The following is a 25,300-nucleotide window of genomic DNA, read 5'->3' as shown; positions in this document are numbered from 1 at the left end:
ACTCGTTGCATAGGTGCCGCACACTGGCGCCATGGCCCTCGAGCACGCCCTCCTCGTCGCGCTCAGCGAGCGACCCGCGAGCGGGCTCGAGCTCACCCGGCGCTTCGAGAGGTCGCTCGGCTTCTTCTGGCACGCGACGCACCAGCAGATCTACCGCGTCCTCGGCCGGATGGTCGACGACGGCTGGGTGACGGTCGAGGTCGTCGCCCAGGAGGGCCGGCCGGACAAGAAGGTCCACACGCCGTCGGACCTCGGGCGCGCGGCCCTGCGGGAGTGGCTGGCCGAGCCGCTGCCGATGGAGACCTTCCGCAGCGAGCTGGCCGTCAAGCTGCGCGGTGCGTCGTACGGCGACCGCGCGAGGCTCGCCTCCCACCTCGCGACGACCAGGGCCGAGCACGTCGCCCGGCTGGCGGCCTACGAGCTGATGGAGCGCGAGCAGTTCCCCGACCCCACCGGCCTGGACGAGGCGGCGCGCGACCAGTGGCTCGTGCTCCGCGGCGGCATCGGGCTCGAGCACTTCTGGATCGACTGGATCACCGACTACCTGGAGAAGACGGCATGACGCACCCCCTCTACCCCCACCTCCTCGAGCCGCTGGTGCTCGGCGCCGGCGACGATGCCGTCGCGCTGCGCAACCGCGTGGTGATGGGCTCGATGCACACCGGGCTCGAGGACCACCCGTGGGACATCGACAAGCTCGCCGAGTTCTTCGCCGAGCGGGCGCGCGGCGGTGTCGGCCTGATCATCACCGGCGGCTACGCGCCCACCAAGCGCGGCTGGCTCAAGCCGTTCGCGAGCGAGATGACCAACCGCTTGCACGCCATGCGGCACGAGCGGATCACCGGCGCGGTGCACGACGCCGGCGGGGCGATCGCCCTGCAGGTGCTCCACGCCGGCCGCTACGGCTACCACCCGCTCTCGCAGAGCGCGTCGGACAAGAAGTCGCCGATCACGCCGTTCAAGCCGAGCGCGATGTCGACGAAGGAGGTCGACCACACCGCGACCGCTTTCGCGAAGAGCGTCGCCCTGGCGCGCAAGGCGGGCTACGACGCGGTCGAGATCATGGGCTCCGAGGGCTACCTCATCAACCAGTTCCTCGCCGCGCGCACCAACGACCGCGACGACCAGTGGGGCGGCTCGCCGGCGCGGCGGATGCACTTCGCCGTCGAGGTCGTACGACGCTCGCGCGAGCTCGTCGGCCCCGACTTCCCGATCGTCTACCGGATCTCCCTGCTCGACCTGGTCGAGGGCGGCCAGACGTGGGAGGAGACCGCCGAGCTCGCGCTGCACCTGCAGGCGGCCGGCGTGACCGTCTTCAACACCGGCATCGGCTGGCACGAGGCCCGCGTCCCGACGATCATCACGCAGGTCCCGCGCGGCGCGTGGCGGTCGCACACCGCCCGACTGAAGCAGGTCGTCGACGTCCCGGTCTGCGCGTCGAACCGGATCAACACCCCGGAGCTCGCCGAGGACATCCTCGCCGCCGGCGAGGCCGACCTGGTGTCGATGGCCCGCCCGCTGCTGGCCGACCCGGCCTTCGTCGCCAAGGCGATGGACGAGCGCGCCGACGAGATCAACACCTGCATCGCCTGCAACCAGGCCTGCCTCGACCACGTCTTCAGCAACGAGCGCGCCAGCTGCCTGGTCAACCCGCGCGCCTGCCACGAGACCGAGCTCGTGCTGATGCCGACCCTGCGCAAGCAGGCCGTCGCGGTCGTCGGTGCCGGCCCGGCCGGCCTGGCGGCGGCCACGTCCGCCGCCGAGCGCGGCTTCGCGGTGACGCTCTTCGAGAAGTCGGCCTCGCTCGGCGGTCAGTTCCGGCTGGCCATGGCCGTCCCCGGCAAGGAGGACTTCGCCGACACGCTGCGCTACTACACCCGCCGGCTCGAGGTGCTCGGCGTCGACGTCCGGCTCGGCACCGAGGCCACGCCCGACGACCTCGCCGGCTTCGACCAGGTCGTCGTCGCGACGGGCGTCGAGCCCCGCATCCCGGAGATCCCCGGCATCGACCACCCGTCTGTGGCGTCGTACGCCGACGTGCTGAGCGGCGCCGTCACCCCCGGCCGGCGCGTGGCCGTGATCGGCGCGGGCGGCATCGGCGTCGACGTGTCCGTCTTCCTCACGCACGAGCCGGAGGACCTCGACGACTGGATGGCCCACTGGGGCGTCGGCGACCCGGCCCTGCACGAGGGCGGACTGGTCGAGAAGAAGCCGCGCACGCCGACCCGCGAGGTGACGCTCGTGCAGCGCAAGACCACGCCCATCGGCATCGGCCTGGGCAAGACCTCGGGCTGGGCGCACCGCGCCGTGCTCAAGCAGTCGAGGGTCACGCAGGTCAGCGGCGCGACCTACGACCGGATCGACGACGACGGCCTCCACGTGACCGTCGACGGGGTGACCCGCGTGATCGAGGCCGACACGATCGTGGTCTGCGCCGGGCAGGACTCCGTGCGCGGGTTGTACGACGACCTGGCGCGCGACGGCGTGCACCTGATCGGCGGCGCCGACGTCGCCGCGGAGCTCGACGCCAAGCGCGCGATCCGGCAGGGGACCGAGGTCGTGGCGGCTCTCTGAGGCGACCTTTGCACCCGAGTCTCCCGCTTCGTCCCCCAGATCTGGGCCGACAACCGGGGCGGTCACCGGATATCCGGTGACCGCCCTCGAAGCAGGTGGCTCAGGCGCGCTTCGGCGGGGAGAACATCAGCACGACCATGACGATCGTCCAGATGACCCCGGCGGCGACGATGGCCTTGATCGCGGCGGGCACGTCGACGAAGAAGGCCGGCACCGAGGTGAGCGTGACGATGATCAGGCTGGCGGCGGTGAGGCGGGCGGCGGGCCGGCTGCCCCTGCGCCAGGCGATGACGGCGGCGACGAGCGCGACGGCCGAGAGGATCGAGCAGACGACGAGGATCGCCATCGGCGGGCCGGCCTCGTCGCCGGTGTCCGGCGGCATCAGGGCGCTCGGCAGGTTGGTGATCGCGTAGAAGATCGCCAGGCCGAGGCCGACCTTGTTCTTCGTGCTCCAGATGGTGCGTTCGCTGGTCGCGGGGCTTGCGGTGGTGGTCATCGTGACTCCTCGGGACGAGTGGCTGATGGCTCCACGGTGGCCGCGCGGCACCCCTGTCGGCATCGATGTGCGCTCCCCATCCTCCGGGAGGATTCCCGGCACGGATAGGTGCCAGCCCCCGGGACAGACCGGCCGCCGGGCGGGACGATGGACCCATGTCCGATGCCCGCTCCACGGCGCAGCCGATCCGCGTGGTGCTCGTCGACGACCACCCGGTCGTGCTGGGCGGGTTGCGCGCGCTGCTGGAGTCGCTGCCCGGCTTCGAGGTCGTGGGCGAGGCGACCGACGGCGAGGCCGCGGTGCGCGAGGTCGTGCTGGCGAGGCCCGACGTCGTCCTGATGGACATCCGGATGCCCGGCATCGACGGGCTCGAGGCGACCCGCCGCATCCGCGAGGCGACCACGGGGGTGGCCGTGCTGGCGCTGACGATGTTCGACGACGACGACACGGTCTTCGGCGCGATGCGCGCGGGCGCCCAGGGCTACCTCCTCAAGGGAGCCGCGCAGGTCGAGATCGACCGCGCCATCCGTGCGGTCGTGGCGGGCGAGGCGATCTTCAGCCCGGGCGTCGCCCAGCGGGTGCTCGGCTACTTCGCGGCGCCCCCGCCGGTCGCCGATCCGTTCCCCGACCTCACCGCGCGCGAGCGCGAGGTGCTCGACCTCATGGCGGCCGGGGTCCGCAACCAGGTCATCGCCGAGCGGCTCTTCCTGTCCCCGAAGACCGTCGCCAACCACATCTCCTCGATCTTCGTGAAGCTCGAGGTCGCCGACCGGTCGGCCGCGATCGTGCGCGCGCGACAGGGCGGGCTGGGCGGCCCGTGAGTGCCGCCCTCGTCGCCTCGGCGGCGCTCGGGCTGGTGACCACGGGCTCGGGGTGGGTCGTCCGGAAGAGCGGCCGGGCGCGTTCCAGCGCCGTCGCCCTGGTGGCGGGTGGCCTGCTCCTGCTCCTCGCGTCGGGCCTGGCGCTGCTCGGCAGCGATGCGGCGGCCGGCCGGATCTTCCTCGTGGCCGGCTGCCTGGCCCTGCCCCTGGCCGTGCTGTCGTACCCCCGGCTCAGCTGGCGCGACCCGCTCTCCTTCGTGGTCCTCGTCGTGCTCGTCGGCGGCGGCGCCATCTCGGCGGCGTGGCCCGTGGCGATCTATCCGCTCGGGTTCGTGGTCGTCGGCGCGCTGCTCGTCCACGCGTGGTGGGCCTTCGAGCAGGGCACGAGCGACGACCGGCGCGCGCTCACCTGGAGCACGCTCGGCTGGATCGGAGCCGGACTGGCCGTCACCTTCCTCGGCTTCCTGGGCGAGTCCGCCGGGACCGGCGTGATGACCGACGTCGGCCCGGTGTTCGTGGTCGCGCTCGCCGTCGGTCCGGTCGCGATGGCCATCGGCGTCGTGCGTCCCGAGGTGGTCGACGTACGCGGCCTCGTCACGCAGGCGGTCGTCGCCACCACCGTGTTCCTCGCCTACCTCTCGGCCGCGATCGGGCTCGCCTCGGCAATCGAGGTCGTCGGAGGCACGCCGCTCCGGGCGACGCCGCTCGTGGTGCTGTGCGGCCTGCTCGCGTTCGGCGTACGACCCCTGCAGGTGCTGCTCCGCGGGGTGGTCGACCAGCTCCTCTTCGGCGACCGGCCCGACCCGCTGCAGGCGGCCACGTCGGTCGCGGACCGGATCGGCGACGACCCCTCGCTCGCGCTCGCCGCGGTGCGCGAGGCGCTCGTGCTGCCGTACGCCAGCCTCCGCGCCGGCGGCGAGACCCTCGCGTCGTCCGGGACCGAGGTCACCCACACCCGCGTGCTGCCGCTGCGGCTCGGCGACGACGAGGTCGGCGAGGTGGTGGTGGGGCTGCGGGCCGGCGACCTCTCGCTCGACGCGGGCGACGCGGACGTGCTGCGGATCGTCGCGCCCCTGCTCGCGCAGACGCTGCGCGCGCAGGCGATGAGCCGTGACCTGCAGAAGTCCCGGGAAGCCGTCGTCACCGCGGTCGAGGAGGAACGGCGTCGCTTGCGACGGGACCTGCACGACGGCCTGGGCCCGACCCTCAGTGGCGTCGCCTTCGCGACCGACGCGGCGCGCAACCAGCTCCACGCCGACCCGGCCCGTGCCGACGAGCTCCTCGTCCAGCTCCGCGCGGACACCACCCGCGCGATCACCGAGATCCGCCGGCTCGTCGAGGGCCTGCGCCCGCCGGCGCTCGACCAGCTCGGCCTCGTCGGAGCGCTCCGGCAGCACGCGTCGACCCTGCACTCCGCGGCCGGCACGCCGCTGCCCGTCACGCTCGTCGCTCCGGCCGAGCTGCCCCCGCTCCCGGCGGCCTCCGAGGTCGCGGCCTACCGGATCGTCGTCGAGGCGCTCACCAACGTCGTACGCCACTCGTGCGCGACGTCGGCCTCCGTCGAGCTCGGCGTGCGCGACGGGGCGCTCGTGCTGGCCGTCCGCGACGACGGCACCTCCGACAGCGACTGGACGCCCGGGGTCGGGATCTCGTCGATGCGCGAGCGGTCGCTCCAGGTCGGGGGCTCGCTCTCGGCGGCTGCGACGAGCGCCGGCGGGGTGGTGGAGGCGACGATCCCGCTGGGCCGCGCGGGCTAGGTCAGGCGCCTGCGAACTCGTAGGTCGTCTTCGCCTCGGGGTCGATGCCGGTGATCAGCCCGTCATAGAAGACCTTCGCTTGCTCCTCCAGCGTCGATCGTTGCTCCTCGAGATAGTCCTGACGAGCATCGCTGTTGAGGATCTCGTTGACCATCTCGACCTTGTCGATGTCAGGGGTCGTCCAGCTCATGACTCCGTTGTCCTCGACGGCGACCTCGAACGTCGGGTCGCTGTAGCCGATGAAGGCGAAGTCTGGAACCGACACGACGTAGGCGTTCTCGCTGGTCTTGGTCAGCCTGACCAGCGAGCCGTCGATGCCCAGCTTCGCGTCGAACTCGTACTGAATGAAGACGGTCTCGCCCGATCCAGGGACCGAGAATCCGAAGGCCTCGCTGTTGCGCTTCTCCGACTTGATGCCTTGGACGCCGAGGCTCAGGAGCGAGACTTCCTGCGTCCGCGTGACCGCAGTGATCACCTGCGAATCCTTGCTCTCGGAGCTGATCCCCAGTGGTGAGAGCAGGCCTACCTTCGCGGCAACGCCGACCCCGGCGGCACCGACGACCAGCACTACAGCAATCAACACAGCCGTCTTGATCGTCTTCAACACAAAGTTCTCTTCCCGATGTCAAGCAGCGTGGCACGAACGCCCACTGCGAAGGCAGCATGGCGCTGGCCAAGCCGAGATCCCCACCGGCACAAGACCCACCCTGTGCCGAACGATCGGAATGCTAGGCGCGGGGCCCGACAGTCGTCCGAGGAATCGGCAAGTCAGGGCTGAGGACACCGGTGGGCGGGGCCTCGCGACCCCGCCCACCGGGCAACCCCTGCCGATGTGGTCGGACCACTGTTCACGGATCCCGGTCGCCGCGCAGGTCGAGCCTGCGGAGCCCGGCCGCCCCAGGGGTGGGGCGAGGCCCCGAGGGTAGCGCCGGGACCGCCTGCGAGCGACGGACTTCCGAGCCCGCGGGCCCTGACAGATGTCACGCCGAGGTCGTGACGACCGGTGTGTCCACGGCCGGTCGCGCGGGTGGACCGTGGCGACATGAGCACCTCCCAGCTGTCCCAGCCCGACCTGCCCGGCACCGGCGCCGGACAGGCGCCCGCCGTCCGGCTCGAGGGCGTGACCAAGTCCTTCGGCTCCGTGGAAGCCGTCCGTGGCATCGACCTCGAGCTTCACCATGGGGAGGTCGTGGCGTTCCTCGGCCCCAACGGCGCCGGGAAGACCACGACCATCGACATGGTCCTCGGGCTGTCCCGCCCGACCAGCGGCCGCGTCGAGGTGCTCGGCCTCGAGCCCCGCCGGGCCATCGCCCGCGGGCTGGTCTCGGCCGTCATGCAGACCGGCGGCCTGATCAAGGACCTCACCGTGCGCGAGACCGTCGCCTACACCGCCAGCCTCTTCGCCGACACGCGCCCGGTCGCGGAGGTGCTGGCCGACGCCGGCATCACCGAGATCGCCGATCGCAAGGTCGGCAAGTGCTCGGGCGGCGAGCAGCAGCGGCTGCGGTTCGCGATGGCCCTGCTGCCCGACCCGGCCCTGCTGCTGCTCGACGAGCCGACGACCGGGATGGACGTCGAGGGCCGCCGCGCCTTCTGGTCGGCCATCCGCCGCGATGCCCAGCAGGGCCGCACGGTCCTGTTCGCCACGCACTACCTCGAGGAGGCGGACCAGTACGCCGACCGCATCGTCCTGATCTCCAGGGGCCGCGTCGTCGCCGACGGCAGCGGCTCCGAGATCCGCGCGCTGGCCGCAGGGCGTACGGTCCGGGCCACCCTGCCCGGCGCCGACACCGACCGACTGGCCGCTCTTGGGGGCGTCGACGGTGTCGAGGTGCGTGGCGACACCGTGCTCGTCCGCGCCAAGGACAGCGACGCGGTCGCCCGCTACCTCCTGACCGAGACCGCCGCACGAGACGTCGAGATCACCTCGCACGGCCTCGAGGACGCCTTCCTGAGCCTGACCACCGAGGAGAAGTGATGAGCAGCGCCACGATCGACCCCACCTCCCGACGGGTCCCGCCGCTCGGCGGGTTCAACCGGACCATCCTCGCCATCGAGCTCCGGCGGATGATGCGCAACCGCCGCACCATCATCTTCACCCTCGTCTTCCCGACCGCGATGTTCTTCGTCTTCGGCTCGGGCGCGGGCGGCGACGAGCGGGTCGGCGTCGGCAACGTCGCGGCCTACGTCATGGTCTCGATGGCTCTCTACGGCGGCGCGCTCATCGCGGCGTCCGGCGGCGCCATGGTCGCGGTCGAGCGCGCCCTCGGGTGGTCCCGCCAGCTGCGGCTCACCCCGCTCAACCCGCTCGCGTACATCCTGGTGAAGGCCCTGGTCGCGCTGGCCATGGCCGCCCTCGCCATCGCCGTCGTCAACCTCGTCGGCGCCTTCCGCGGCCAGCCCGACATGCCGACCGCGACGTGGCTCGAGTGCATCGTCACCACGCTCGTGTGCACGATGAGCTTCGCCGCGCTCGGCGTCTTCGTCGGCTACCTGGTGCCCGGCGAGAACACCATGCAGATCCTCGGCCCCGGCCTGGCGCTGCTGTCCTTCCTCGGCGGCCTGTTCATCCCGCTCTCCCAGTACAGCCCGCTCATCCGCGACATCGCCTACTGGACCCCGATGTACGGCGTCGCCGAGGTCGCCCGCGCGCCCCTGACCCGCGACCTGCCCTGGTTCGCGATCGTCAACGCGGTCGTGTGGTTCGCGATCTTCGTCCTCGGCGCGGCCTGGCGGATGAGCAAGGACACCGCGCGGGTCTGACACCGGCGCCACGGTCGCGGCCACCGCGTTACCGAACAGTCGGGTTCCCCGGAGACCGGTTCGACGACCGGACTGCTCGGTAACGGTGTGATGTCGAGGAACCGGAGCCCGGGGCCCCACATCCGCGGTCCCGAGGGGATCATCGCCTCGGTCGCGGAGCGGATCGGCTGAGCGCTACGGCAGCGGCGAGGGCTCGGTCGGCGGCGCGTCGGGCTGGCCGGGGTCGATCGGCGCAGGCCCACTGGGGTCGCCGGGCGGGATGATCTCGGGATCGGGGAGCGGGGGCGTGGTGGTCATGCCTCCTGCCTACGCCGCTCCCGGTCGGTTCTGCACACCCCTAGCGGGGGTCGAGCAGCTCGGTCGTCCGCTCGTCCGCGCGCCCGCCGAAGTAGCGGTCGAGCACCTCGGCGACGAGCGGCTCGGACGGGTCGGCCCGCGCGAAGAGGGTCATCGACGAGCGCAGCTTCATCGCATCGACCGAGCCCAGCACGTCGTCCGCCGACGAGGCGTCGAGGTCGAGCAGCGCCTGGCAGCACTCCCGCAGCCGCGGCCCGAGCACGTCGTGGGCGAGGTAGGCCGTCGCCTCGGCGAGCCCCGAGACGGCGTACTGCTGGGCCATCGAGGACCGGCCTAGCCCCGCGACCTGCGGGAAGACGAACCACATCCAGTGCGAGGTCTTCCGCCCGGCACGCAGCTCCACGAGCGCGCTCCCGTAGGTGCCGCCGGCGTCCTGGGCGAGCACGAAGCGGTCGAGGTCCATGCCCCCTGTCTACCCCGGATAGCGTGTCCGCGTGCCTCCCACCTCCCGCGCGACGCAGCTCGGCGCGCTCGTCCTCCTGCTGCGACCGACGTACGTCCTCACCGAGGTGGTGACGGCCGCAGGGACGCGGGGCGGGTACAGCTTCGTCGCCGACACCGTCAGCAAGCTCGGCGAGGTCGGGACGACCGACGGCTACAGCTCACCGCGCCACGCGGTGATGAACGGGTCGTTCATGGGCTACGGCGTCGCGCTCGCCGGCGGCGCGCTGCTCATGGCGAAGCCGCTCGGCCCGTGGGTGACGGGGCTGCTCGTGGTGTCCGGCGCGAGCTCGTACGCCGTCGGGCTGGCGCCGCTCGACCAGGACGCGACGCTGCACGCGATGGCGGCGACGCCGTTGTTCGTCGCGCAGCCGCTCGCGCTGGCGCTGCTCGGCCACCGGCTCAAGCACGAGAGGCCGCGGCTCGCGAAGGCGCTGCTCGCGACCGGGATCGTCACGGCGGCAGGTGCTGTCGGCTTCGTGCTGTCGGGCGAGGAGAGCCGGGTGGCCGGTGCGCTCGAGCGCGCCGCGCTCTGGCCGGTGCTCGGGGGGCTCGCGGCCTTCGCGTGGACCCAGCTGCGGAGATCGTCCGCGACCTGACCTCATCAGCGGTGGTTGACTGCGCCCATGAGCCCGGTGACCTGGCAGGACCTGTGCCTCGACGCGCTCGACGTCCCGGTGATGTCGCAGTTCTGGAGCCGCGTCATCGGCCTGCGCATCGGCGATCCCGAGCCGCCGGCGTCACTGCGTGGTCCGAGCGAGAGACACACGGTCTGGGTCAACCCCGTCGACCGGCCACGACGGGCGAAGAACCGCACCCACCTCGACATCGACTGCGCGTCCGTCTCCGAGCTCGTGGCGCTCGGCGCGACCGTCACCGCCCCGGCGTCCGAGACGGGGCTCGGCTGGACACGGATGGCTGACCCCGAGGGCAACGACTTCTGCGCGTTCGTGCGCGACCCGGCGGACCTCGCGGCATACCGGCTGCACGGCATCGGTGTGGACTGCAAGGACGCCGAGGCCCTCGCCTCGTGGTGGGGTGAGCTCTTCGGGGCCGACCCGAGCCAGGACCTCGAGGACTGCTGGACGTTGACGGGCATCGCCGTCGACGAGCGGATGACGCTCGACTTCAACAACGTGCCCGAGCCCCGCACCGAGCCGAACCGCGTGCACTGGGACGTCAAAGGCGACGTCGACGAGCTGCTCGCTCGCGGTGCGACCCACCTGTGGGACCAGCCGCGATGGACGGTCCTCGCCGACCCCGAGGGCAACGAGTTCTGCGTGTTCCCCCGCAGTGGTCAGTAGCGCTTGCGGCGCTCCTGCACCTTGCGCACGGCGGCCTTGATCTTCGCCTGGTTGTGCGGCTTGCGCGCCTCGTCGTAGACCTTCTTGGCGATGCCGAATGCTGCGAACTTCTTTCCCATGCCCATGGGCCAACCCTGCAGGAGCGCTCCAAGGCACTGATGAGAGCTCGATGAGAGGCCTCTCACGAAGTTCCATACTTAAGTCGGACATCTGTGACCCGCACCACCTCCGAACCACGTGGCAAGCCGTCGATCCCGGCGGCCCTGTCGACGAAGGGTCACTCCCATGCGCCTCCCCGCACTCCGCCGCCCGTCCCCGTCCCTGGCCGTCTCGGTCCTGGCGCTGGTCGTGGCCTCCACCGGTACGTCGTACGCCACCGGCCTGATCGGCTCCGCGGACATCAAGAACAACTCCGTCGCCTCGGTGGACATCAAGGACAAGACGATCCAGGGCAAGGACATCAAGACCGGCACGATCGGTGCCAAGCAGGTGAAGGACGGCTCGCTGCGTGCCCGTGACTTCAAGGCCGGCCAGCTCCCGGCCGGCAAGACCGGTCCGCAGGGTCCGGCCGGTGTGGGTCGCTGGGCCCTCGTCGACGCGACCGGCGCGATCATCGCCCAGTCCGGCGGCTTCACCGTGACCGCCGCCTACCCGACGCTCGCGCCGACCGCCACGGACGCGGCCGGCCTGCGCGCCAACGGCAACGTCTACATCAATGCCGGTGAGGACCTGTCGAACAACGGCATCATCACCACGATCGCGCTCCAGAACACCGTCGACCAGAACGGCGACATGATCACCACCGGCCGCGCGCCCGGTGCCGACGCCAACCCGGAGTTCTCGGGCGAGGTCACGGCCGCGATGTGCCAGCCCAACGTGGTCAACTGCGCGCCTCCCGGCACCGGCAACAGCAACCACCTCGTCGTGAGCCCGCGCAACAGCGACGGCAGCTTCACGACCGCCGACACCCGCAAGCGCTTCTACGTCGTCGTCACCGGCGACTCGAGCGACCGGAGCTAGTCGGCACCGCCCGTCATCCCCAGCCGGCAGGTCCCGCGTTTCGGACCTGCCGGCGGGGGAACTCTCTCCTCAGACAGGGAGGGTTCGCATGACGATCATTCTCGACCCCGAGGCCGTCCGGGCCGGCTGGGTCTACGGCGACAACGCCCACGCCGAGGTGCAGGACGCGCTCACCCGCACCGCCGACGCCGCCGGTCACGACCTGGCCGACCTCGCAGCGACGCTCGCCGACGCGGCCAGCGACCTCGACGGCGTGCTCCGCGTGGTCCTCGGCGTGATCGCCGAGCACCACGTCAACACCGAGCAGTGCATCGCCGACTTCGTGGCGAGCGACGGCAACTCGGCGGGAGAGTTCCATGGGCTTGCTCGATGACGCCGTCGCCGGCCTGAGGACCGTCCTGTCGACGGTCGAGGACATCGACCTCTGGCCGCCGTGGGACGCCGCGCAGACCATCGTCGACGCGGTCGCGCAGGCGGTCGAGATCGCCACCCAGCCGCCCGAGCCGGAGCCCGGGGACCTCACGGCAGCGGCCGCCGTCTGGCGCCGCATCGCCACCTCGGTCGACAACGCCACCGACGAGCTCGCCACCTGCCGCGACAAGATCGGCCCCACCGCGTGGGACGGCACCTCGGGAGACGGGTTCCGCACGTCGATGGGGCGCCTGCGCACCCGCACCGACACCGTCCCGCCCGCGTGCCGCGACGTCGCGACCGCCCTCGACGCGCTCGCCGAGGCGATGACCGACGCCCGCGACCGCCACCGCCGGGCCGACGACATGCTGCGCAAGAACCTGTCGCTCTCGTGGGGCGACCTGCTCCCGTGGGAGCTCGTCGACTTCCTCCGCGGCGTCGTCGAGGGCGTCGTCCACGCGATCCGCGAGGCCATCGGCGCCTACGAGGACGCCGCCGCTGCCGTCCGGGTGGCGCGCAACGCGATCCGCACCGCGATGGACGAGATCGACCTCCCCGACCACCTGCCCGACGGCATCAGCCCGGTGTCGCTGGTCAACGGCTGGGAGGACGAGGACGGCCCGCTCTCCGGGTCGGCGCTGGGGGACTACGACGAGGCGTTCGGCAAGCTCAGCCCCGCCGAGCAGCAGGCCGTGCGCGACGCGCTCGCCGGCGCACGGAGCGACGAGGAGCGCGCGTGGATCATCGCCGGCGTGGCCTCCGGCCTCACCGGCACGGCGCTGTCCAACTACCTCGACAAGCTCCACACCATGAGTCCGTCGGAGCTCGACGCCCTCGACCCGCCGACCGACGGCTCCTACTCCCAGCCCGACCAGACGACGTGCGGCTCGTCCAGCCTGGTGATGTCGCGGATGCTCAACGACCCGGCCTACGCCCTGTGGATCGAGACCGGCTACGACCCCGAGACCGGGGTCACCGACCCGCGCACGCCCGAGCAGCGCTTCGCCGACGAGTCGCTGGCCATGCACGACCGCACCAACAGCCACCGCGACCGCGACGGCGACCTGCAGTTCCCGTGGCCCGAGGCCGCCGGCACGCAGCCGTGGGCGGTCGCCAACGAGATGTCGTCCGAGGGCGGCAGTGGGGTGCCCGGCACGGACTACGAGGTGGAGACGGTGTCCCCCGGCGACCGCGGCGCGACCTACGACCACATCGCCACGGCGGTGGAGAGCGGTCACAACGTGCCGCTCTACGTCGGCGACACCACCCGACCGGGGCACGTCGTGCTGGTCACGGGCAGCTCGGGGGACACGATCACCGTCTTCGACCCGGCGTCCGGGCAGGAGGCGACCATCTCGCGCGACGACTTCACCAGCGGGAACCTCGGGGTCTCCGGTTGGGACGAGCCGTGGTTCGCGGTCACGCCCTCGTCCTGACGCTCGCGCTCGCCCTGCCTGCCCTGGCCGGGTGCAGCAGCGACCCCGAGATCACCTCCGACCGCTCGGACCTCGAGCGGGCGGTGGCCGTCTGGTCCGACCCGTGGGTGGCACCCGACTCCGCGACCGTCGCCGGGCCCGCGCTCGGGAGCAACGGCCAGGTCACGCGGGTCGTCGCCCGGCGGCTCACGACGTACGACACCGACGCCGCGGCGGCCGCGCGCTCCGAGCTGCGGCTCGCCGAGGAGGCGGGGTGGTCGCCGACGTCGAGCACCTGTGGCGATGCGGTGCAGATGGCGCTCGCCGGACCCGACGGCGCGGTGGCCATCCTCTCGGTCAATCCCGACGGCACCGGTGCGCAGGCCGGCGTGCGCGCGCTGACCCGGCACCACCTCGACACGCGGTGGTCGGTGCCCGACGAGATCGCGCGCACGTGCCTGGACGGGGAGTCGCCGCTGTTCGAGGCGCCTCCGCTGCAGTCGGCGCCGCTCGGCGACGAGGACGCCGACGAGGACGTTGCCGCGTGGAGCGACGACCCCGGCAGCGACGTCGTCGACGCCGCGAACGCCGACCCCGCGCTCGACGCGCTGGGCGTCCGGCTGGCCTCGCCCCGCCTCGAGCCCGGGGTCAACCGGCGACGCGCCCCCGTCACCGAGCTCGACGTCGCGTCCGGAACGGTCGCCGACCTCTCGGCGCGACTGCCCGGTTGGCAGCTGACCTACGCCGCCTGTGGCGGTGGCGGTGCGACCAGGGCGACGTTCGTCCGGACGATCGACGGGCTGCCGGCCGTGGTCGACGCGACCTTCGCCCGCAACGGCGCCCAGCTGCGCATCACCCTGACGATGGCCGAGGGACCCGACGGCGACTGGGTCACCGAGCTCCAGCCGCTCGACCCGTCGGTGACGTGCGCCCCCACCGACCTCGAGGTCGGCCCGCGTCAGTCCTCCGGCATGCCCGCCGTCCTGCCGAGCGACCTGACGCCGATCGCCGACTAGTTGTACTGACCACAGAGGTTGGTGACAGCCGACTGGGTCTAGACGAGATGGAGACCTCCGGGTGAGGTGTGAAGCAACCACGCATTCGCACCCCAGATCCCGGAGGTCTCCATGTCCCACGCTAATGCCACGCTGACCCCGCGAGGGCGGCTGTATCTGGCCCGCTGTGTCGTCGAGGACGGCTGGCCGCTACGACGTGCTGCCGAGCGGTTCCAGGTCTCACCCACGACCGCGAAGCGGTGGGCCGACCGCTACCGCGAGCACGGTCCCTCAGCTATGGGCGACCGATCCAGCCGGCCACACCACTCGCCACGACGCACCAGCCGCCGGCTCGAGGCCAAGGTCAAGCACCTGCGCACCACCAAACAACTCGGCCCCGTGCAGATCGCCGGCCGGCTCGACATGAACTCTTCCACGGTGGGACGGGTGATCGCGCGGCTTGGACTGCCCAAGCTGGTCGGGATCGATCGCGCCACCGGCCTGCCGGTCCGCCGTGACCCCGTGGTGCGCTACGAGCACCCATACCCGGGCGATCTGGTCCACGTCGACATCAAGAAGCTCGGCAACATCCCCGACGGCGGCGGCTGGCGCATCCACGGCCGCAGCCAGGGCGCGGGGTGAACAGCCAGGCGCACCGCGACCCGGACCGGCCCCGCAAGGTCCACGGCCGACCGAACCTGGGCTACGCCTACATCCACACCGCGATCGACGACCACACCCGACTGGCCTACTGCGAGATCCACTCCGACGAGCAGGGCGCCACCGCGGCCGGGTTCTGGCGTCGAGCCGTGGCGTGGTTCAACGCCATGGGCATCCACATCCGTCGAGTGCTGACCGACAACGGCGCCTGCTACCGCTCACGCATGTGGGCCGAGGCCATTGACGAGACCGGATGCCGACACAGCCGCACCCGTCCGTACCGACCTCAAACCAACGGCAAAGCAGAACGCTTCAACCGCACCCTGCTCACCGAGTGGGCCTACGCCAAGCCGTACTCCAGCGAGACCGCCCGACGACGGGCCTTGCCAGCCTGGCTGCACATCTACAACCATCACCGTGCACACAGCTCACTCGCAGGCCACCCGCCCATCAGCCGCGTGACCAACCTGCCGGGTCAGTACAACTAGTCGCCGGAACCGACTTCCCGGATGTGCGCCGTCCAGCTCACGCCGTTGTACCAGCGCTCACGCGACCCATCAGCCGTGCGGTACCAGCCCTCCGGCACCGCCCCGGCAAGCGGACCTTCGTAGCCGGTCAGCTCACTGGGCGCCAGGATGCCGCGGCCGGGGGCTGTCGCAGTCGGTGCAGGATCCGAAGAGGTCGGTTGACCAGGTGCGACGACGTCCGGCGGCAGGCCCATCAGCCGGGCGAACGCAGGACCGAGCGGCCCGCTGACCTCGACGTGGAGCCCGTCCTTCTCGGGTGCGTCCTTGGCGAGCTCGGCGCGCACCTCGGGAGGCAGCTGGGCGTAGACCCGGGTGGCATCGCGCATGACCTCGTCGTTGCTGCGGCCGCCCGGGATCACCAGCTCGCCGGCGAGCCTGGTCAGGCGATCGGCGACGTCAGGTCCCAGGTCGACGGACGTGCGAGCGCGGCCGGACCGGCGCACACGGGCGCCAGCACGTCCGTTCTCCGCGGGGTCGGTCCCCGACTGACGTCCGGACCTGGAGGCCGCGCCTCGGAAGACGAGGAGGAGCAGCACGGCGACGACAACGAAGACTCCTCCGGGGACCCTCAGCAGGGTCACCGCGAACAGCGCGCCCAGGCCCGCTTGCACCCACCACCCGACGCGTCGGTTCATCTCGTCCCCCTGTGCTCGCACCGCCTCCAGCGCAGGACAAGGGTGCGGCACGCCGAGCGCTCGCGTCCGCAAAACGGCGTACGCCATGCGCGATTCACCTCGCGGCCACCGGCCTGCGGCAGACTGACGGCGTGACCACGAAGATCTCCGTCGCCGGGCTCGGCTACGTCGGCCTCTCCATGGCCGTGCTGCTGTCGCGCCACAACACCGTCGTCGGCCTCGACCTCGTCGCCGACCGCATCGAGCAGCTCCGCCGCGGCGAGAGCCCGATCCACGACGAGGACATCTCGCGCTTCCTCGCCGAGGAGGACCTCGACCTCGCGTTCACCACCGACGCCGACGAGGCCCATGCCGGTGCCGACTTCGTGATCATCGCGACGCCGACGAACTACGACCCCGAGACCAACTACTTCGACACCTCCTCGATCGAGGCGGTGATGCGCGACGTGATGCGGCTCAACCCGCACGCGACGATGGTCGTGAAGTCGACGGTGCCGGTGGGTTACATCGAGGACGTCCGCCAGCGACTCGGCACCGCCAACGTGATCTTCTCCCCCGAGTTCCTCCGCGAGGGCCGGGCTCTGCACGACAACCTCTTCCCCGCCCGGATCGTCGTGGGCGAGGACTCCGAGCGGGCGCGCGCCTTCGCCGAGCTGCTGCTCAAGGGCGCCGACGCGGACGACGTACCGGTGCTCTTCACCGCCCCCACCGAGGCCGAGGCGATCAAGCTCTTCGCCAACACCTACCTCGCGATGCGGGTGGCCTACTTCAACGAGCTCGACTCCTTCGCCCTCTCGCGCGGCCTCGACTCGCGCTCGATCATCGACGGCGTGGGGCTCGACCCGCGGATCGGCACCCACTACAACAACCCGTCGTTCGGCTACGGCGGCTACTGCCTACCGAAGGACACCAAGCAGCTGCTGGCCAACTACTCCGACGTCCCGCAGACGCTGATCTCCGCGATCGTCGACGCCAACACGACCCGCAAGGACTTCATCGCCTTCGACATCCTCGACCGCGAGCCCAAGGTCGTCGGCATCCACCGCCTGATCATGAAGGCCGGCTCGGACAACTTCCGCGAGTCGTCGGTGCAGGGGATCATGAAGCGGCTCAAGGCCAAGGGCGTGAAGGTCGTGATCTACGAGCCCGAGCTCGACGAGGCCAAGTTCTTCGGCTCGAAGGTCTACCGCGACCTCGACAAGTTCAAGGTGAAGGCCGACGTCATCGTCGCCAACCGGATGGTCGAGGAGCTCGCCGACGTGAAGGACAAGGTCTACACGCGCGACCTCTTCGGCGGCGACTGACTGCCTGACGGTCAGACCATCGAGGTCCGTCCGCGGCGCGCCCGTGAAGTAAGGACGAGGGCTGCGTCCTGGAGGAGCGGAGCGGGGGAAGGGCGCGGCAACGAGGACGCACGAGCGGGCCTCCAGCGCCGCGGACACGCGCCGAAGCGAAGCGGAGGCGCCAAACAAGCACCGTGATCCATGGTCACGGGTGACCGGACCCACGGCCCTTGGTTTCGACACGGGCGCCAGAGCGCCCTGCTCAACCAGCGGGGCGGGCGCGCCGCGGACGAAACCCCCTCAGGGAATCTTCGGCCTACTTCTTGCGGCCGAAGAGGCCGCGCTTCTGCTCCTCGGCGGGCGCCTGGGCGGGCGGGGTCCGGACCTCGCCGGTGGCCTTCTCGAGCGTGCGCCGCAGCTTGGTCTCCGACTTGTCGGGGTCCATCGGGGGGCGGGCGGGGAGGATGAAGCGCTCGACCTCGCGGTCGGCCACCGGCACGAAGCCGACGGACGTCGCGTCGTAGGTCTTCACGCCGAACGACTCGTCGAGGAGCGCGTCGTGGTCGTCACCGCCGTCGGACAGACGGCCGACCCGCGCGCGGGCGGCGGTCCGCTCGAGGCGCGCGACGGCACCCGAGTCGTACGACAGCAGGCGGGCGCCGTGGTGGGTGCGCTCGAGGTCGTCGAGCAGGGCGGCCACGGCGGCGGGGAGCGGGGCGAGCGAGACGTCGGGCAGCGTCAGGACGAACTCGGCGTCCGAGCCGTCCGGGGCCGACTCGACCAGCCGCACGCGCGGCTCGTGGAGGTAGGAGCGGTGCACCAGGCGGGTCTCGAGGACCGGGTCCTCGACGGGCTGGACGCGGTCCTCGTGGACCTCGCCCCACGGCCCGACGATCGTCACCCGCAGGTCGGGGACGTCGCCGTCGAGCAGCGCGTCGACGACACGGATCGTCTCGTCGGCGGGCCCGGTGGTGAGCACGACCTCGAGGTAGGGCACCTGGTAGGCGCGGCCGCGCTTGTTGCGCTTGGGCCGCATCGTCGGCACGAGGTCGGCGAGGTAGGGGTCGTTGTAGCGGTTGACCTGCTCGGCGCGACGCAGCACCTGCGAGCGGCCGAGGTGCCAGCTGCGGGCCTCGCGGTCGACGACGAAGACACCGCCGGCCTGTGCGAGCGAGTGGCCGAGGTGCATGTCCTCGCCGAGGCGGAGCGTGACGTCGAAGCCGTCGGAGTCGAGGTAGAGGTCCTTGGTGACCGAGCCGGTCATGCCGATGTGGAAGCGCTGCGCGCGCGGCCCGGCGGTGCGCAGGTCGTCGGTCTTGGCCCAGTAGTCCTCGACCCACTGGTGCGGCTCGTGCTCCTCGCCCGGGAAGAGGTCGGCGGCCTCGCCGGCGGCGATGCGGTCGCGCACGGACGCCGGGTCGGACCCGAGGAGCGAGGTCGGGTCGACGAAGAGCTTGTGGCCGCCGGGGACGGCGTAGTCGACGAGGTGGTGCCACCGGGCGTGCGCCTCGACCTCCTCGCGGTGCGCGAGCATGTCGGCGTCGTACCAGTGCAGGATCTCGCCCTCGGCCGCGAGCGCGCCGAGGTGGCACGCGTTGGCGCGGCCCCAGCCGTCCTCGACCCGGATGATCCGGGTGTTGTCGGGCCGCACCTCCGGCAGCTCCTGCGCGGGCGAGCTCTGGTCGTCGACGACGAGGACCTCGAGCAGGTGGGAGGGGTACGACTGCGCGGCGAGGCCGGCGAGGACGTAGGGCAGCGTGCGCTGGTAGTTGAACGTCGGGACCACGACGGTCACCGACTTCGTCGGCTCCCAGGCGCCGAGGGTCGCGGGCGTGAGCGATCCCCAGTCGTTGGCGCGCACCACGGGCTGCCGAGCCATGTCCTACCCACCCCCGTCAGGACGGTCGACCTCGTCGACCTCCAGCGCCAGGCTCGGCTGGAAGCCGGGCCACTCCGAGGCCACGATGTCAGGTCGGCGGAACTCCTCGTCGTCACGGACCCAGGTGTGTCCGTCACCGGTGCGCCGCAGGATGTAGCCGAGGCCGTGGGTGCGGTAGATCCGGCCGCCCGCCGCCTCGACGCCGGCGAGCAGCTGCGCGTCGACGAACCGCCGCACCCGCCGGAAGTCGCCGAGCGAGCGCAGCAGCCCGCGATCGATGAGGATCGTGCCGCCGGCGATGAAGCGCGCGAAGACCTCGGAGGGGTGCTTGCGGCGCACGGTGAGCGGGTCGCGGCCGTCGTTGCCGTGGAGGAAGACGAACTCCGACGGCATCCCGACCACGTCGGCGCCCGAGAAGCGGCGCGCCATGAGCAGGTCGTGCACGGCGTCGGGGGCGTACCAGTCGTCGTCGTCGACCTTCAGCAGCACCTCGCTCGACGCGGCCCGCGAGGCCGCGGTGAGGACGTCGCCGAAGAACGTCGATCCGTCGAAGGTCAGCACCTGGTGCGGGCGGTCGCCGAGGGCGCGTCGTACGACGTCGCGGTCGGGCTCGAAGCCGTGCGCGGCCAGCACCAGCTCGACGTCGGCGCCGCGCTGGCGGGCGACCTGCCGGAGCGCGAAGTCGAGCATCTCGGGACGACGGGTCGCGAGCAGCGCGCTGACCGGCGGAAGCCCGACGTGGCGGGCGCCGGACCGGTCGGCGAGCGCGGACCGCCAGGCCAGCGTCGAGTGGTGGTCGAAGGTGGCGCGGCGGACGGCGAGGCTGTGCTCCTCGCGCCGCAGCGGGTCGTCGAGGTCGACCTCGGCGTCGAGGGCGGCGGCCACCGCGGGTGCGACGTCGAGGACACCCTCGGTCACGACCGGCACCCCCGACATCGCGAGCGCGAGCAGGTCGGCGGTGGGCGTGTCGGCGGTGAGCCGGACCCCCTGGAACGCGCGGGCAGCGGCCACGACGTCCTCGGTGACCGGCCCGCGGCTGATCCGGGACAGCTCGACCACCGGGTGGTCCCAGTCCTTGCGGAAGCCGATCGGGTTGTAGACCCGCTCGTCGACCGGCTCGGGTCCCGGGTCGGTGACGACGGTGGGCGCGCGGTCGATGACGTGGTGGTCGGCGACCTCTCCCCCGCGACGGGCCACGACGACGTCCGGCGGCACGTCGCGCTCGGACTCACCGGCGTCGGCGACCGCGGGCACCAGCACCGACCGGGAGTCGAGGCCGGGGGCGGCGGGGCGGCCGGCGTAGGCCACGACGAGTCCGCCGTGCGTGGTGTCGCCCGGCCCGGCGACCTGGCGCGCCATCTCCATCACGACGAGCTGGGCACGGGCGCCCGAGGCGAAGCGGGCGACCGTCAGCACACCGCGGTTGCCGGCCTCGCGGGCGGCGAGGTGGGTCAGCCGCGGCCACTCCGGGCGCGGCACGAGGACCCACGGGACGGGCGCGTCGGTGAGCCAGCAGGCGACGACCTTGCACTGCCCGAGGAGGGGTACGGCGCTCGCCATCCGCCGCAGCCGCGCGCGGTCGGCGGCCACGACGAGCACGGACCCCCAGCCCTTGCGCGGTCCGTCGAGCGAGGACAGCGTGACGATCGTGGGCTCGAGGCCGGGCACGTCCTCGATGCCGTGCAGCGCCTCGATCGCCAGACGGTCGGCGTCGTCGACGAGCACCAGCGTCGGGCCGGGCATGCGGACGTCGTGCAGGGGATGCGTCACGGTCGCACGCGCTCCTTCAGCGAGGCGGGCAGCGAGTGCTGCACGAGCGGTCGGGGCTGGCGCCAGAGCCAGTCGCGGCTGACGTGGTCGATGACGTGCACGCCCGCGGGCGCGGTCACCTTCACGAGCCCGCCGAGGGCCTCGGGGTCGCCGTTGCGGATCGCCTCGTCGACCTCGAACTCGCGCAGCTTGCGGTAGAGCCGGGTGTTGGTGAAGTCGACGCCGTCGCGGCGCCAGTGGGCGTACTCGTCCGCGTCGAGCCACTTCACCTCGAGGACCAGGCCCTGCTGGAGGACGATCCGCTCCACACCAGGGGGGAACTCGCGCAGCTCCCAGTCGAAGGCCTTCACGAAGGTGAAGTCGGGTCCCATCGGGTAGACCCACGGCTCGAGGAAGCGCAGCGACAGGTCGAGCCAGCCGGTGGACTCGTCGACGACGGTCAGCGGGTGGCGGGGCATCGCGACGATCGCGCGGGTCGACTGGAGCTGCCACGACAGGTCGCGCAGGATGCCCGCGCCCTCGGGCGTGAGCACCATGTCGCCGTCCCACTTCATCGAGTAGGTCGTGCGCACGTGCGAGAAGCACCAGTTGTAGAAGTGCGTCAGCGAGTGGACGCTCGTCGCCGGCGTCGCGAGGTGCTCGCCGCCGGCACGGGCGACCCGGTGGGGGTAGTCGAGGACCGTCAGCCGGTCGGCGGCGCCGCACTCCTCGGCGACCTTCCGCGCGACGTCGGCGGTGCCGTCGTCCGAGCCGTTGTCGACCAGCAGCACGTGCTGGACCGCGGAGAAGATCGGCGGCAGCACCCACGGCAGGTTGCGCGCCTCGTTGCGCACCCGGAAGACGCACGTCAGCCCCGGCGTCAGCGGCTCACCACTGGTCCAGGGCCAGGTGACGTCGAAGCCGGGCTCCCCCTCGAGCGAGGCGATGTCGGGCATCAGGCAGGCCGCTCCCGGCCCATCGCCCTGCGCAGCTTCTGGCGCGCGGCCGGCGGCACCATCGCACGCACCGCGTGGGGCACCCGGTCGGCGCCGCTGCGACCGCCGGGCGACTGCTCGCCGGCCTCGCGACGTGCCTCCGCGGCCGCCGTGCGCCGCTGGGCGACGACCGTCGAGTGGGCGAACGCCTCGGCGTCGGCGTACTGCTCCGCGTAGGCCGCGCGCAGCTGGTCGCAGGTCTCCTGGAGCTCCGCGGTGTCGTCGGCGGCGAGGGCGTCGAGCACCTGCCAGGTCTCGTCGGCGAGCTCGCGCAGCCGGGCCGGGACACCGATGTCGTCCCACGTCATCGTCACGCGCCGCAGCGAGGGGTCGATGAACCGGTGCACCTCGGCGATGTCGACCGCCATCGCCGTCTTCACCCCGGCCAGGTCGAACGCCTCGCCGAGAGCGAACACCGGCTGGGTCCAGTCGTCGAGGAGGTCGCCGTAGCGGACGAATGCCCGCTGCTGGCCCCGCGTCGCGCGCTCGGTGTGGAGCATCATGTTGATCCAGGCGGCCGTCCGGGTGACGGCGCCCTGGTCGGACCCGGCGCCCATCTGGCCGTAGTAGGTCTGCTTGGAGCCGACCACCTCAGTCACGGGCCGGAGCATGGTGACGTAGGACGACGTGGCGCCGCAGCGGTCGGCGCCCGCGCGCCAGAGGCCGAGGAACCAGGCGGCGCGGGGGTCCTTGATGACGAGCTCGTCGGCGACGGCGAACTGCTCCTCGAGCCACGCCGTCACGCGCTCGCGCACCGCGTGGTCGCCGCTGGTGGTGCCGGTGTCGAGCCACGCCCGCGGGCGGGCGTCGGAGACCTGGACGTTGCTGCGCGCGAGGAGCTCGGCGTGGAGGTCGACGACCCAGCGCGGCTCGCCGAAGCCCTTCGGGTTGGTCGCGTCGGCGACCACCTCCGGCTGCGGCACGTGCAGGCCCAGGGTGCGCAGCGTCCCGGCCATCGTGCTCGTGCCGGAGCGGCCCGAGCCGACGACGTACACGATCCGCCGCTCACTCATGACCCGAGCCTATCGGCGCGCGTCAGTGCTCGGGCATCGCCCGTCGCTGCTGCTCCCGGGCGGCCTCGTCGGCCTCGAGGAAGGCGTCGTCGAGCTCGAGCTCCTCGCGGAGCTCGGTCAGGTTGTGGCTGAGGCCCGCCCGGGCCGCCTCGGCGCTCGGGTGCTCGTCGGCACCGCTCGCGATGTCGCGCCACGAGGTCTCGCCGGCGTCGACGCGACGCTGCAGCCGCTCCTGGTCGGGACCGAGGTCGCCGCGGCGGGCCTCGCGCTGCAGCTCCTCGATCCGGCGGGCCGACTCGGCCTTGAACTTGTCGCGCTCCGCGCTGAGGTGGGCGGCCATCTGGCGCAGGGAGGCCGTGGCCTCCGCGGCCTGCTGGCGCGACTCGGCGAGCGCGGCCTGCAGCGCGGGATTGTCGGAGAGTGCCATCAGAACCCCTGCGTGGCTGAGTTGTCGGTGCGGTTGCCCGCGTCGGCGTGCTGGGCGGTGCTGAACGCGGACAGCAGCGTGTTGGCGCCGCCCAGACCGGCGTTGACGTAGCGCAGCACCTTGAGCAGCGCCTCGGCAGCCTTGGTGAGCTTCTCGATCGCCCGGAGGCCGTCGTGGATCAGCTCGACGATGCGGCGCGCCTTGCCCGGGGCCGACACACCCGCCTTCAGCCAGCCGATGGGCCCGGCGAGCCCGGAGATGATCAGCTCCTGGATGACGCCGTCGATGAAGTCGATGGCGATGACCAGCACGTCGAGGGTGGCCTTGCCGACCTCGATCACGTGGCCGAGCTGCTCGGCGATGTAGCCGGAGGCCTCCTGCTGGTCGGCGTGCATCTCGCCGACGTCGCCCATCCGCGACGTGGCCGAGGTGCCGGCCGGGCCCTGCCACACGCCGGGCAGCTGGCCGGCCAGCGAGGTGTAGTTCTGGCCGACGGCGCCGCAGGCGTTGCCGACGTTGCCCCAGGCGAGCTGCATGGACGACACGGCGTTGAAGTCGCCGGCGACGGGCTTGAAGAGCGCCTCGAGCAGGCTCCAGCCGGTGATCTTGTCGACGATGCTGTCGATCGCCGGGATGATCAGGCCGCACTCGCCCTTCTTGTCCTCGATGTACTGGCCCTGGGTGCCCGGCGGCGTGCCGCCCGAGACGGCGGAGGTCGGGTTGACCGCTTCGGTGATCGTCATGACCGTGCCCACTCCTGTGCGCTCTCGTCCTCGTCCTGCGACTCGTAGTCGTCGTACTCGTCGAGGTCGTCGGCGTTGTCGTTGATCTCGTTGACGTTGTCGACGAGGTCCTTGACGCCGTCGACGGTCTTGTTGGCCTCGTTGTAGAGGTCGTTGTAGGTGCTCGCCGTGCTGCCGATGTCGCGGCGCCGGTCGTGGTCGGCCGAGTCGGTCGACCGGGAGTCGGCGTAGGCGTCGTTGGCGCGCTCGCGGGCGTCCTCCTCGCTGGCACCGGCGGCGATCTGGCGGTCGTACTCGGTGTTGTAGGCGGTCTCCGCGTTGCGGTTGATCCGGTCGTGGTTGATCGTGTCGGCGCGACCGTCGGCGTTGTCGGTCTTGGCGAACTCCAGCGCCTCCTCGTCGGAGTAGCCGAGCGAGCGGTAGTACTGGTACTCGTCGGTGCGGCGCTCGATGCCGTCCTTGATCGCGTCCTCGGCGGCCTTCTTCGGGTCCATCCACGCCGGCGGCTTGTCGACGTCGTTGCCGGGCTTGACCTGGTCGAGGCCCTTCTTCCCGACATCGGTGAGGCCGGGCGACTTGTCCTCGAGGTCGGGCAGCTTCGTGCCGTCGGCCGGGGCGTTGGAGAGCGGGCCGCCGGGGGTGTCGTTGCCGCTGCCCGCCGGGTCGTAGGGCGGGAAGCTCGACGGGTCCGACGAGAGGGCGCGGAAGCGGTCGTAGGTCGCCTCGTCGGTGGCGAGGTAGTCGTCGCGCGAGCCGATGAACGCGTCGCGCACCTTGTCGGCCACGGCCTGGGAGTCGCGGAGGCCGTCGTGGGCGGTGCTCACCGCCGACTCGTAGCTGCCGAGGAAGAGGGAGAGGACGCCGGAGAAGGCGCCGAAGTTGCTGCACGAGGCGCTGATGTAGCCGTCGATCGTGCCGATGTGCTCGTGCTGCTTGGACGCGAGTTTCGACGCCGCTGTCAGCGCGTCGGGGTCCACCTGGAAGCTCACTGTCGCCGTCCTCGTCCGGTCTCGTCTGGTCTCGTGCCGTCGACCC

Annotated in this window: 26 protein-coding genes and 1 pseudogene; 14 read left to right on the top strand and 13 right to left on the bottom strand. The window is 71.9% G+C overall.

Annotation, left to right across the window (positions count from 1 at the left end; translation table 11 throughout):
* Positions 1-31: 31 nt before the first annotated feature.
* Together BLV76_RS08410 and BLV76_RS08405 are read left to right on the top strand one after the other, a co-directional pair.
* Positions 32-562, top strand: a complete 531-nt coding sequence (locus BLV76_RS08410) for a PadR family transcriptional regulator (protein ID WP_090968724.1) — start codon at positions 32-34, stop codon at positions 560-562.
* On the top strand, positions 559-2,574 hold the full coding sequence (locus BLV76_RS08405) for an NADPH-dependent 2,4-dienoyl-CoA reductase (protein WP_090968723.1): 2,016 nt from the start codon (positions 559-561) through the stop codon (positions 2,572-2,574). The genes BLV76_RS08410 and BLV76_RS08405 overlap by 4 nt, the downstream gene beginning before the upstream one ends.
* A 100-nt stretch (positions 2,575-2,674) precedes the next feature.
* On the opposite strand, the gene BLV76_RS08400 is transcribed toward BLV76_RS08405, so the two are convergent.
* On the bottom strand, positions 2,675-3,070 hold the full coding sequence (locus tag BLV76_RS08400; RefSeq protein WP_090968722.1) for a hypothetical protein: 396 nt from the start codon (positions 3,068-3,070) through the stop codon (positions 2,675-2,677).
* 155 nt (positions 3,071-3,225) lie between these two features.
* Here BLV76_RS08400 and BLV76_RS08395 point away from each other — a divergent pair, with 155 nt between their 5' ends.
* Together BLV76_RS08395 and BLV76_RS08390 are read left to right on the top strand one after the other, a co-directional pair.
* Positions 3,226-3,891 (top strand): response regulator, encoded by a 666-nt coding sequence (locus BLV76_RS08395; RefSeq protein ID WP_090968721.1) that lies wholly within the window; start codon positions 3,226-3,228, stop codon positions 3,889-3,891.
* On the top strand, positions 3,888-5,648 hold the full coding sequence (locus BLV76_RS08390) for a sensor histidine kinase (RefSeq protein WP_090968720.1): 1,761 nt from the start codon (positions 3,888-3,890) through the stop codon (positions 5,646-5,648). Before BLV76_RS08395 ends, BLV76_RS08390 begins: the two co-directional genes overlap by 4 nt.
* A gap of 1 nt (position 5,649) precedes the next feature.
* Here the strand turns inward: BLV76_RS08390 and BLV76_RS08385 are convergent, their stop codons facing one another.
* Positions 5,650-6,255, bottom strand: coding sequence for a hypothetical protein (locus tag BLV76_RS08385; protein ID WP_139306527.1), 606 nt, complete (start codon positions 6,253-6,255; stop codon positions 5,650-5,652).
* Positions 6,256-6,690: 435 nt separating this feature from the next.
* Here BLV76_RS08385 and BLV76_RS08380 point away from each other — a divergent pair, with 435 nt between their 5' ends.
* On the top strand, positions 6,691-7,626 hold the full coding sequence (locus BLV76_RS08380; protein ID WP_090972491.1) for an ABC transporter ATP-binding protein: 936 nt from the start codon (positions 6,691-6,693) through the stop codon (positions 7,624-7,626).
* The gene (locus BLV76_RS08375; protein WP_090968718.1) at positions 7,626-8,411 is read left to right on the top strand and encodes an ABC transporter permease; all 786 of its coding nucleotides are present in this window, start codon (positions 7,626-7,628) and stop codon (positions 8,409-8,411) included. Before BLV76_RS08380 ends, BLV76_RS08375 begins: the two co-directional genes overlap by 1 nt.
* A 174-nt stretch (positions 8,412-8,585) precedes the next feature.
* Here the strand turns inward: BLV76_RS08375 and BLV76_RS23310 are convergent, their stop codons facing one another.
* Entirely contained in the window at positions 8,586-8,708 is a 123-nt protein-coding gene (locus BLV76_RS23310; RefSeq protein WP_281246158.1) for a hypothetical protein, read from the bottom strand.
* A gap of 40 nt (positions 8,709-8,748) precedes the next feature.
* Positions 8,749-9,171 (bottom strand): DUF1810 domain-containing protein, encoded by a 423-nt coding sequence (locus tag BLV76_RS08370; RefSeq protein WP_090968717.1) that lies wholly within the window; start codon positions 9,169-9,171, stop codon positions 8,749-8,751.
* A gap of 31 nt (positions 9,172-9,202) precedes the next feature.
* On the opposite strand from BLV76_RS08370, the gene BLV76_RS08365 reads away from it, so the two are divergent.
* Both BLV76_RS08365 and BLV76_RS08360 read left to right on the top strand, forming a co-directional pair.
* Positions 9,203-9,808, top strand: a complete 606-nt coding sequence (locus tag BLV76_RS08365) for a DUF998 domain-containing protein (protein ID WP_090968716.1) — start codon at positions 9,203-9,205, stop codon at positions 9,806-9,808.
* A 27-nt stretch (positions 9,809-9,835) separates the two neighbouring features.
* Positions 9,836-10,513, top strand: a complete 678-nt coding sequence (locus tag BLV76_RS08360; protein WP_090968715.1) for a VOC family protein — start codon at positions 9,836-9,838, stop codon at positions 10,511-10,513.
* Here the strand turns inward: BLV76_RS08360 and BLV76_RS23305 are convergent.
* Positions 10,507-10,638: a hypothetical protein gene (locus BLV76_RS23305; RefSeq protein WP_281246157.1), complete on the bottom strand. Its 132-nt coding sequence runs from the start codon at positions 10,636-10,638 to the stop codon at positions 10,507-10,509. The two genes, BLV76_RS08360 and BLV76_RS23305, sit on opposite strands and share 7 nt — an antisense overlap.
* Before the next feature lie 160 nt (positions 10,639-10,798).
* Between BLV76_RS23305 and BLV76_RS08355 the strand changes: the two genes are divergently transcribed.
* From BLV76_RS08355 to BLV76_RS08335, 5 genes and pseudogenes are all read left to right on the top strand, one after another.
* The gene (locus BLV76_RS08355; RefSeq protein WP_090968714.1) at positions 10,799-11,533 is read left to right on the top strand and encodes a hypothetical protein; all 735 of its coding nucleotides are present in this window, start codon (positions 10,799-10,801) and stop codon (positions 11,531-11,533) included.
* An 88-nt stretch (positions 11,534-11,621) separates the two neighbouring features.
* Entirely contained in the window at positions 11,622-11,906 is a 285-nt protein-coding gene (locus tag BLV76_RS08350) for a hypothetical protein (RefSeq protein ID WP_090968713.1), read from the top strand.
* Entirely contained in the window at positions 11,890-13,380 is a 1,491-nt protein-coding gene (locus tag BLV76_RS08345; protein ID WP_090968712.1) for a WXG100 family type VII secretion target, read from the top strand. Before BLV76_RS08350 ends, BLV76_RS08345 begins: the two co-directional genes overlap by 17 nt.
* Complete coding sequence (locus BLV76_RS08340) at positions 13,353-14,375, top strand: hypothetical protein (protein WP_090968711.1); 1,023 nt, start codon at positions 13,353-13,355, stop codon at positions 14,373-14,375. Before BLV76_RS08345 ends, BLV76_RS08340 begins: the two co-directional genes overlap by 28 nt.
* Before the next feature lie 111 nt (positions 14,376-14,486).
* Positions 14,487-15,502: pseudogene (locus BLV76_RS08335) on the top strand (IS481 family transposase).
* Here BLV76_RS08335 and BLV76_RS08330 read toward each other — a convergent pair.
* Complete coding sequence (locus BLV76_RS08330; RefSeq protein WP_090968710.1) at positions 15,499-16,176, bottom strand: ribbon-helix-helix domain-containing protein; 678 nt, start codon at positions 16,174-16,176, stop codon at positions 15,499-15,501. The pseudogene BLV76_RS08335 and the gene BLV76_RS08330 overlap by 4 nt on opposite strands.
* 131 nt (positions 16,177-16,307) lie before the next feature.
* Between BLV76_RS08330 and BLV76_RS08325 the strand changes: the two genes are divergently transcribed.
* Positions 16,308-17,480: a nucleotide sugar dehydrogenase gene (locus BLV76_RS08325; RefSeq protein ID WP_281246156.1), complete on the top strand. Its 1,173-nt coding sequence runs from the start codon at positions 16,308-16,310 to the stop codon at positions 17,478-17,480.
* A gap of 295 nt (positions 17,481-17,775) precedes the next feature.
* Here the strand turns inward: BLV76_RS08325 and BLV76_RS08320 are convergent, their stop codons facing one another.
* Genes BLV76_RS08320 through BLV76_RS08290 form a run of 7 tightly spaced genes read right to left on the bottom strand, consistent with a single transcriptional unit; the run spans position 17,776 to position 25,254 of the window.
* Positions 17,776-19,338 (bottom strand): glycosyltransferase family A protein, encoded by a 1,563-nt coding sequence (locus BLV76_RS08320; RefSeq protein ID WP_090968709.1) that lies wholly within the window; start codon positions 19,336-19,338, stop codon positions 17,776-17,778.
* A 3-nt stretch (positions 19,339-19,341) separates the two neighbouring features.
* Entirely contained in the window at positions 19,342-21,108 is a 1,767-nt protein-coding gene (locus BLV76_RS08315; protein ID WP_090968708.1) for a glycosyltransferase family A protein, read from the bottom strand.
* Positions 21,105-22,043, bottom strand: coding sequence for a glycosyltransferase family 2 protein (locus BLV76_RS08310; RefSeq protein ID WP_090968707.1), 939 nt, complete (start codon positions 22,041-22,043; stop codon positions 21,105-21,107). Before BLV76_RS08310 ends, BLV76_RS08315 begins: the two co-directional genes overlap by 4 nt.
* Positions 22,043-23,095 (bottom strand): sulfotransferase family protein, encoded by a 1,053-nt coding sequence (locus tag BLV76_RS08305; RefSeq protein ID WP_090968706.1) that lies wholly within the window; start codon positions 23,093-23,095, stop codon positions 22,043-22,045. The genes BLV76_RS08310 and BLV76_RS08305 overlap by 1 nt, the downstream gene beginning before the upstream one ends.
* 22 nt (positions 23,096-23,117) lie before the next feature.
* On the bottom strand, positions 23,118-23,522 hold the full coding sequence (locus BLV76_RS08300; RefSeq protein ID WP_090968705.1) for a hypothetical protein: 405 nt from the start codon (positions 23,520-23,522) through the stop codon (positions 23,118-23,120).
* Positions 23,522-24,265 (bottom strand): hypothetical protein, encoded by a 744-nt coding sequence (locus BLV76_RS08295; RefSeq protein WP_139306526.1) that lies wholly within the window; start codon positions 24,263-24,265, stop codon positions 23,522-23,524. Before BLV76_RS08295 ends, BLV76_RS08300 begins: the two co-directional genes overlap by 1 nt.
* Positions 24,262-25,254 (bottom strand): hypothetical protein, encoded by a 993-nt coding sequence (locus tag BLV76_RS08290; protein WP_090968703.1) that lies wholly within the window; start codon positions 25,252-25,254, stop codon positions 24,262-24,264. The genes BLV76_RS08295 and BLV76_RS08290 overlap by 4 nt, the downstream gene beginning before the upstream one ends.
* Positions 25,255-25,300: the final 46 nt, after the last annotated feature.

Source organism: Nocardioides exalbidus (assembly GCF_900105585.1).
In the GTDB taxonomy this organism is placed as follows: domain Bacteria; phylum Actinomycetota; class Actinomycetes; order Propionibacteriales; family Nocardioidaceae; genus Nocardioides; species Nocardioides exalbidus.
The sequence above is the reverse complement of the archived record's forward strand: the minus strand, read 5'-3'. Positions and strand labels throughout refer to the sequence as shown.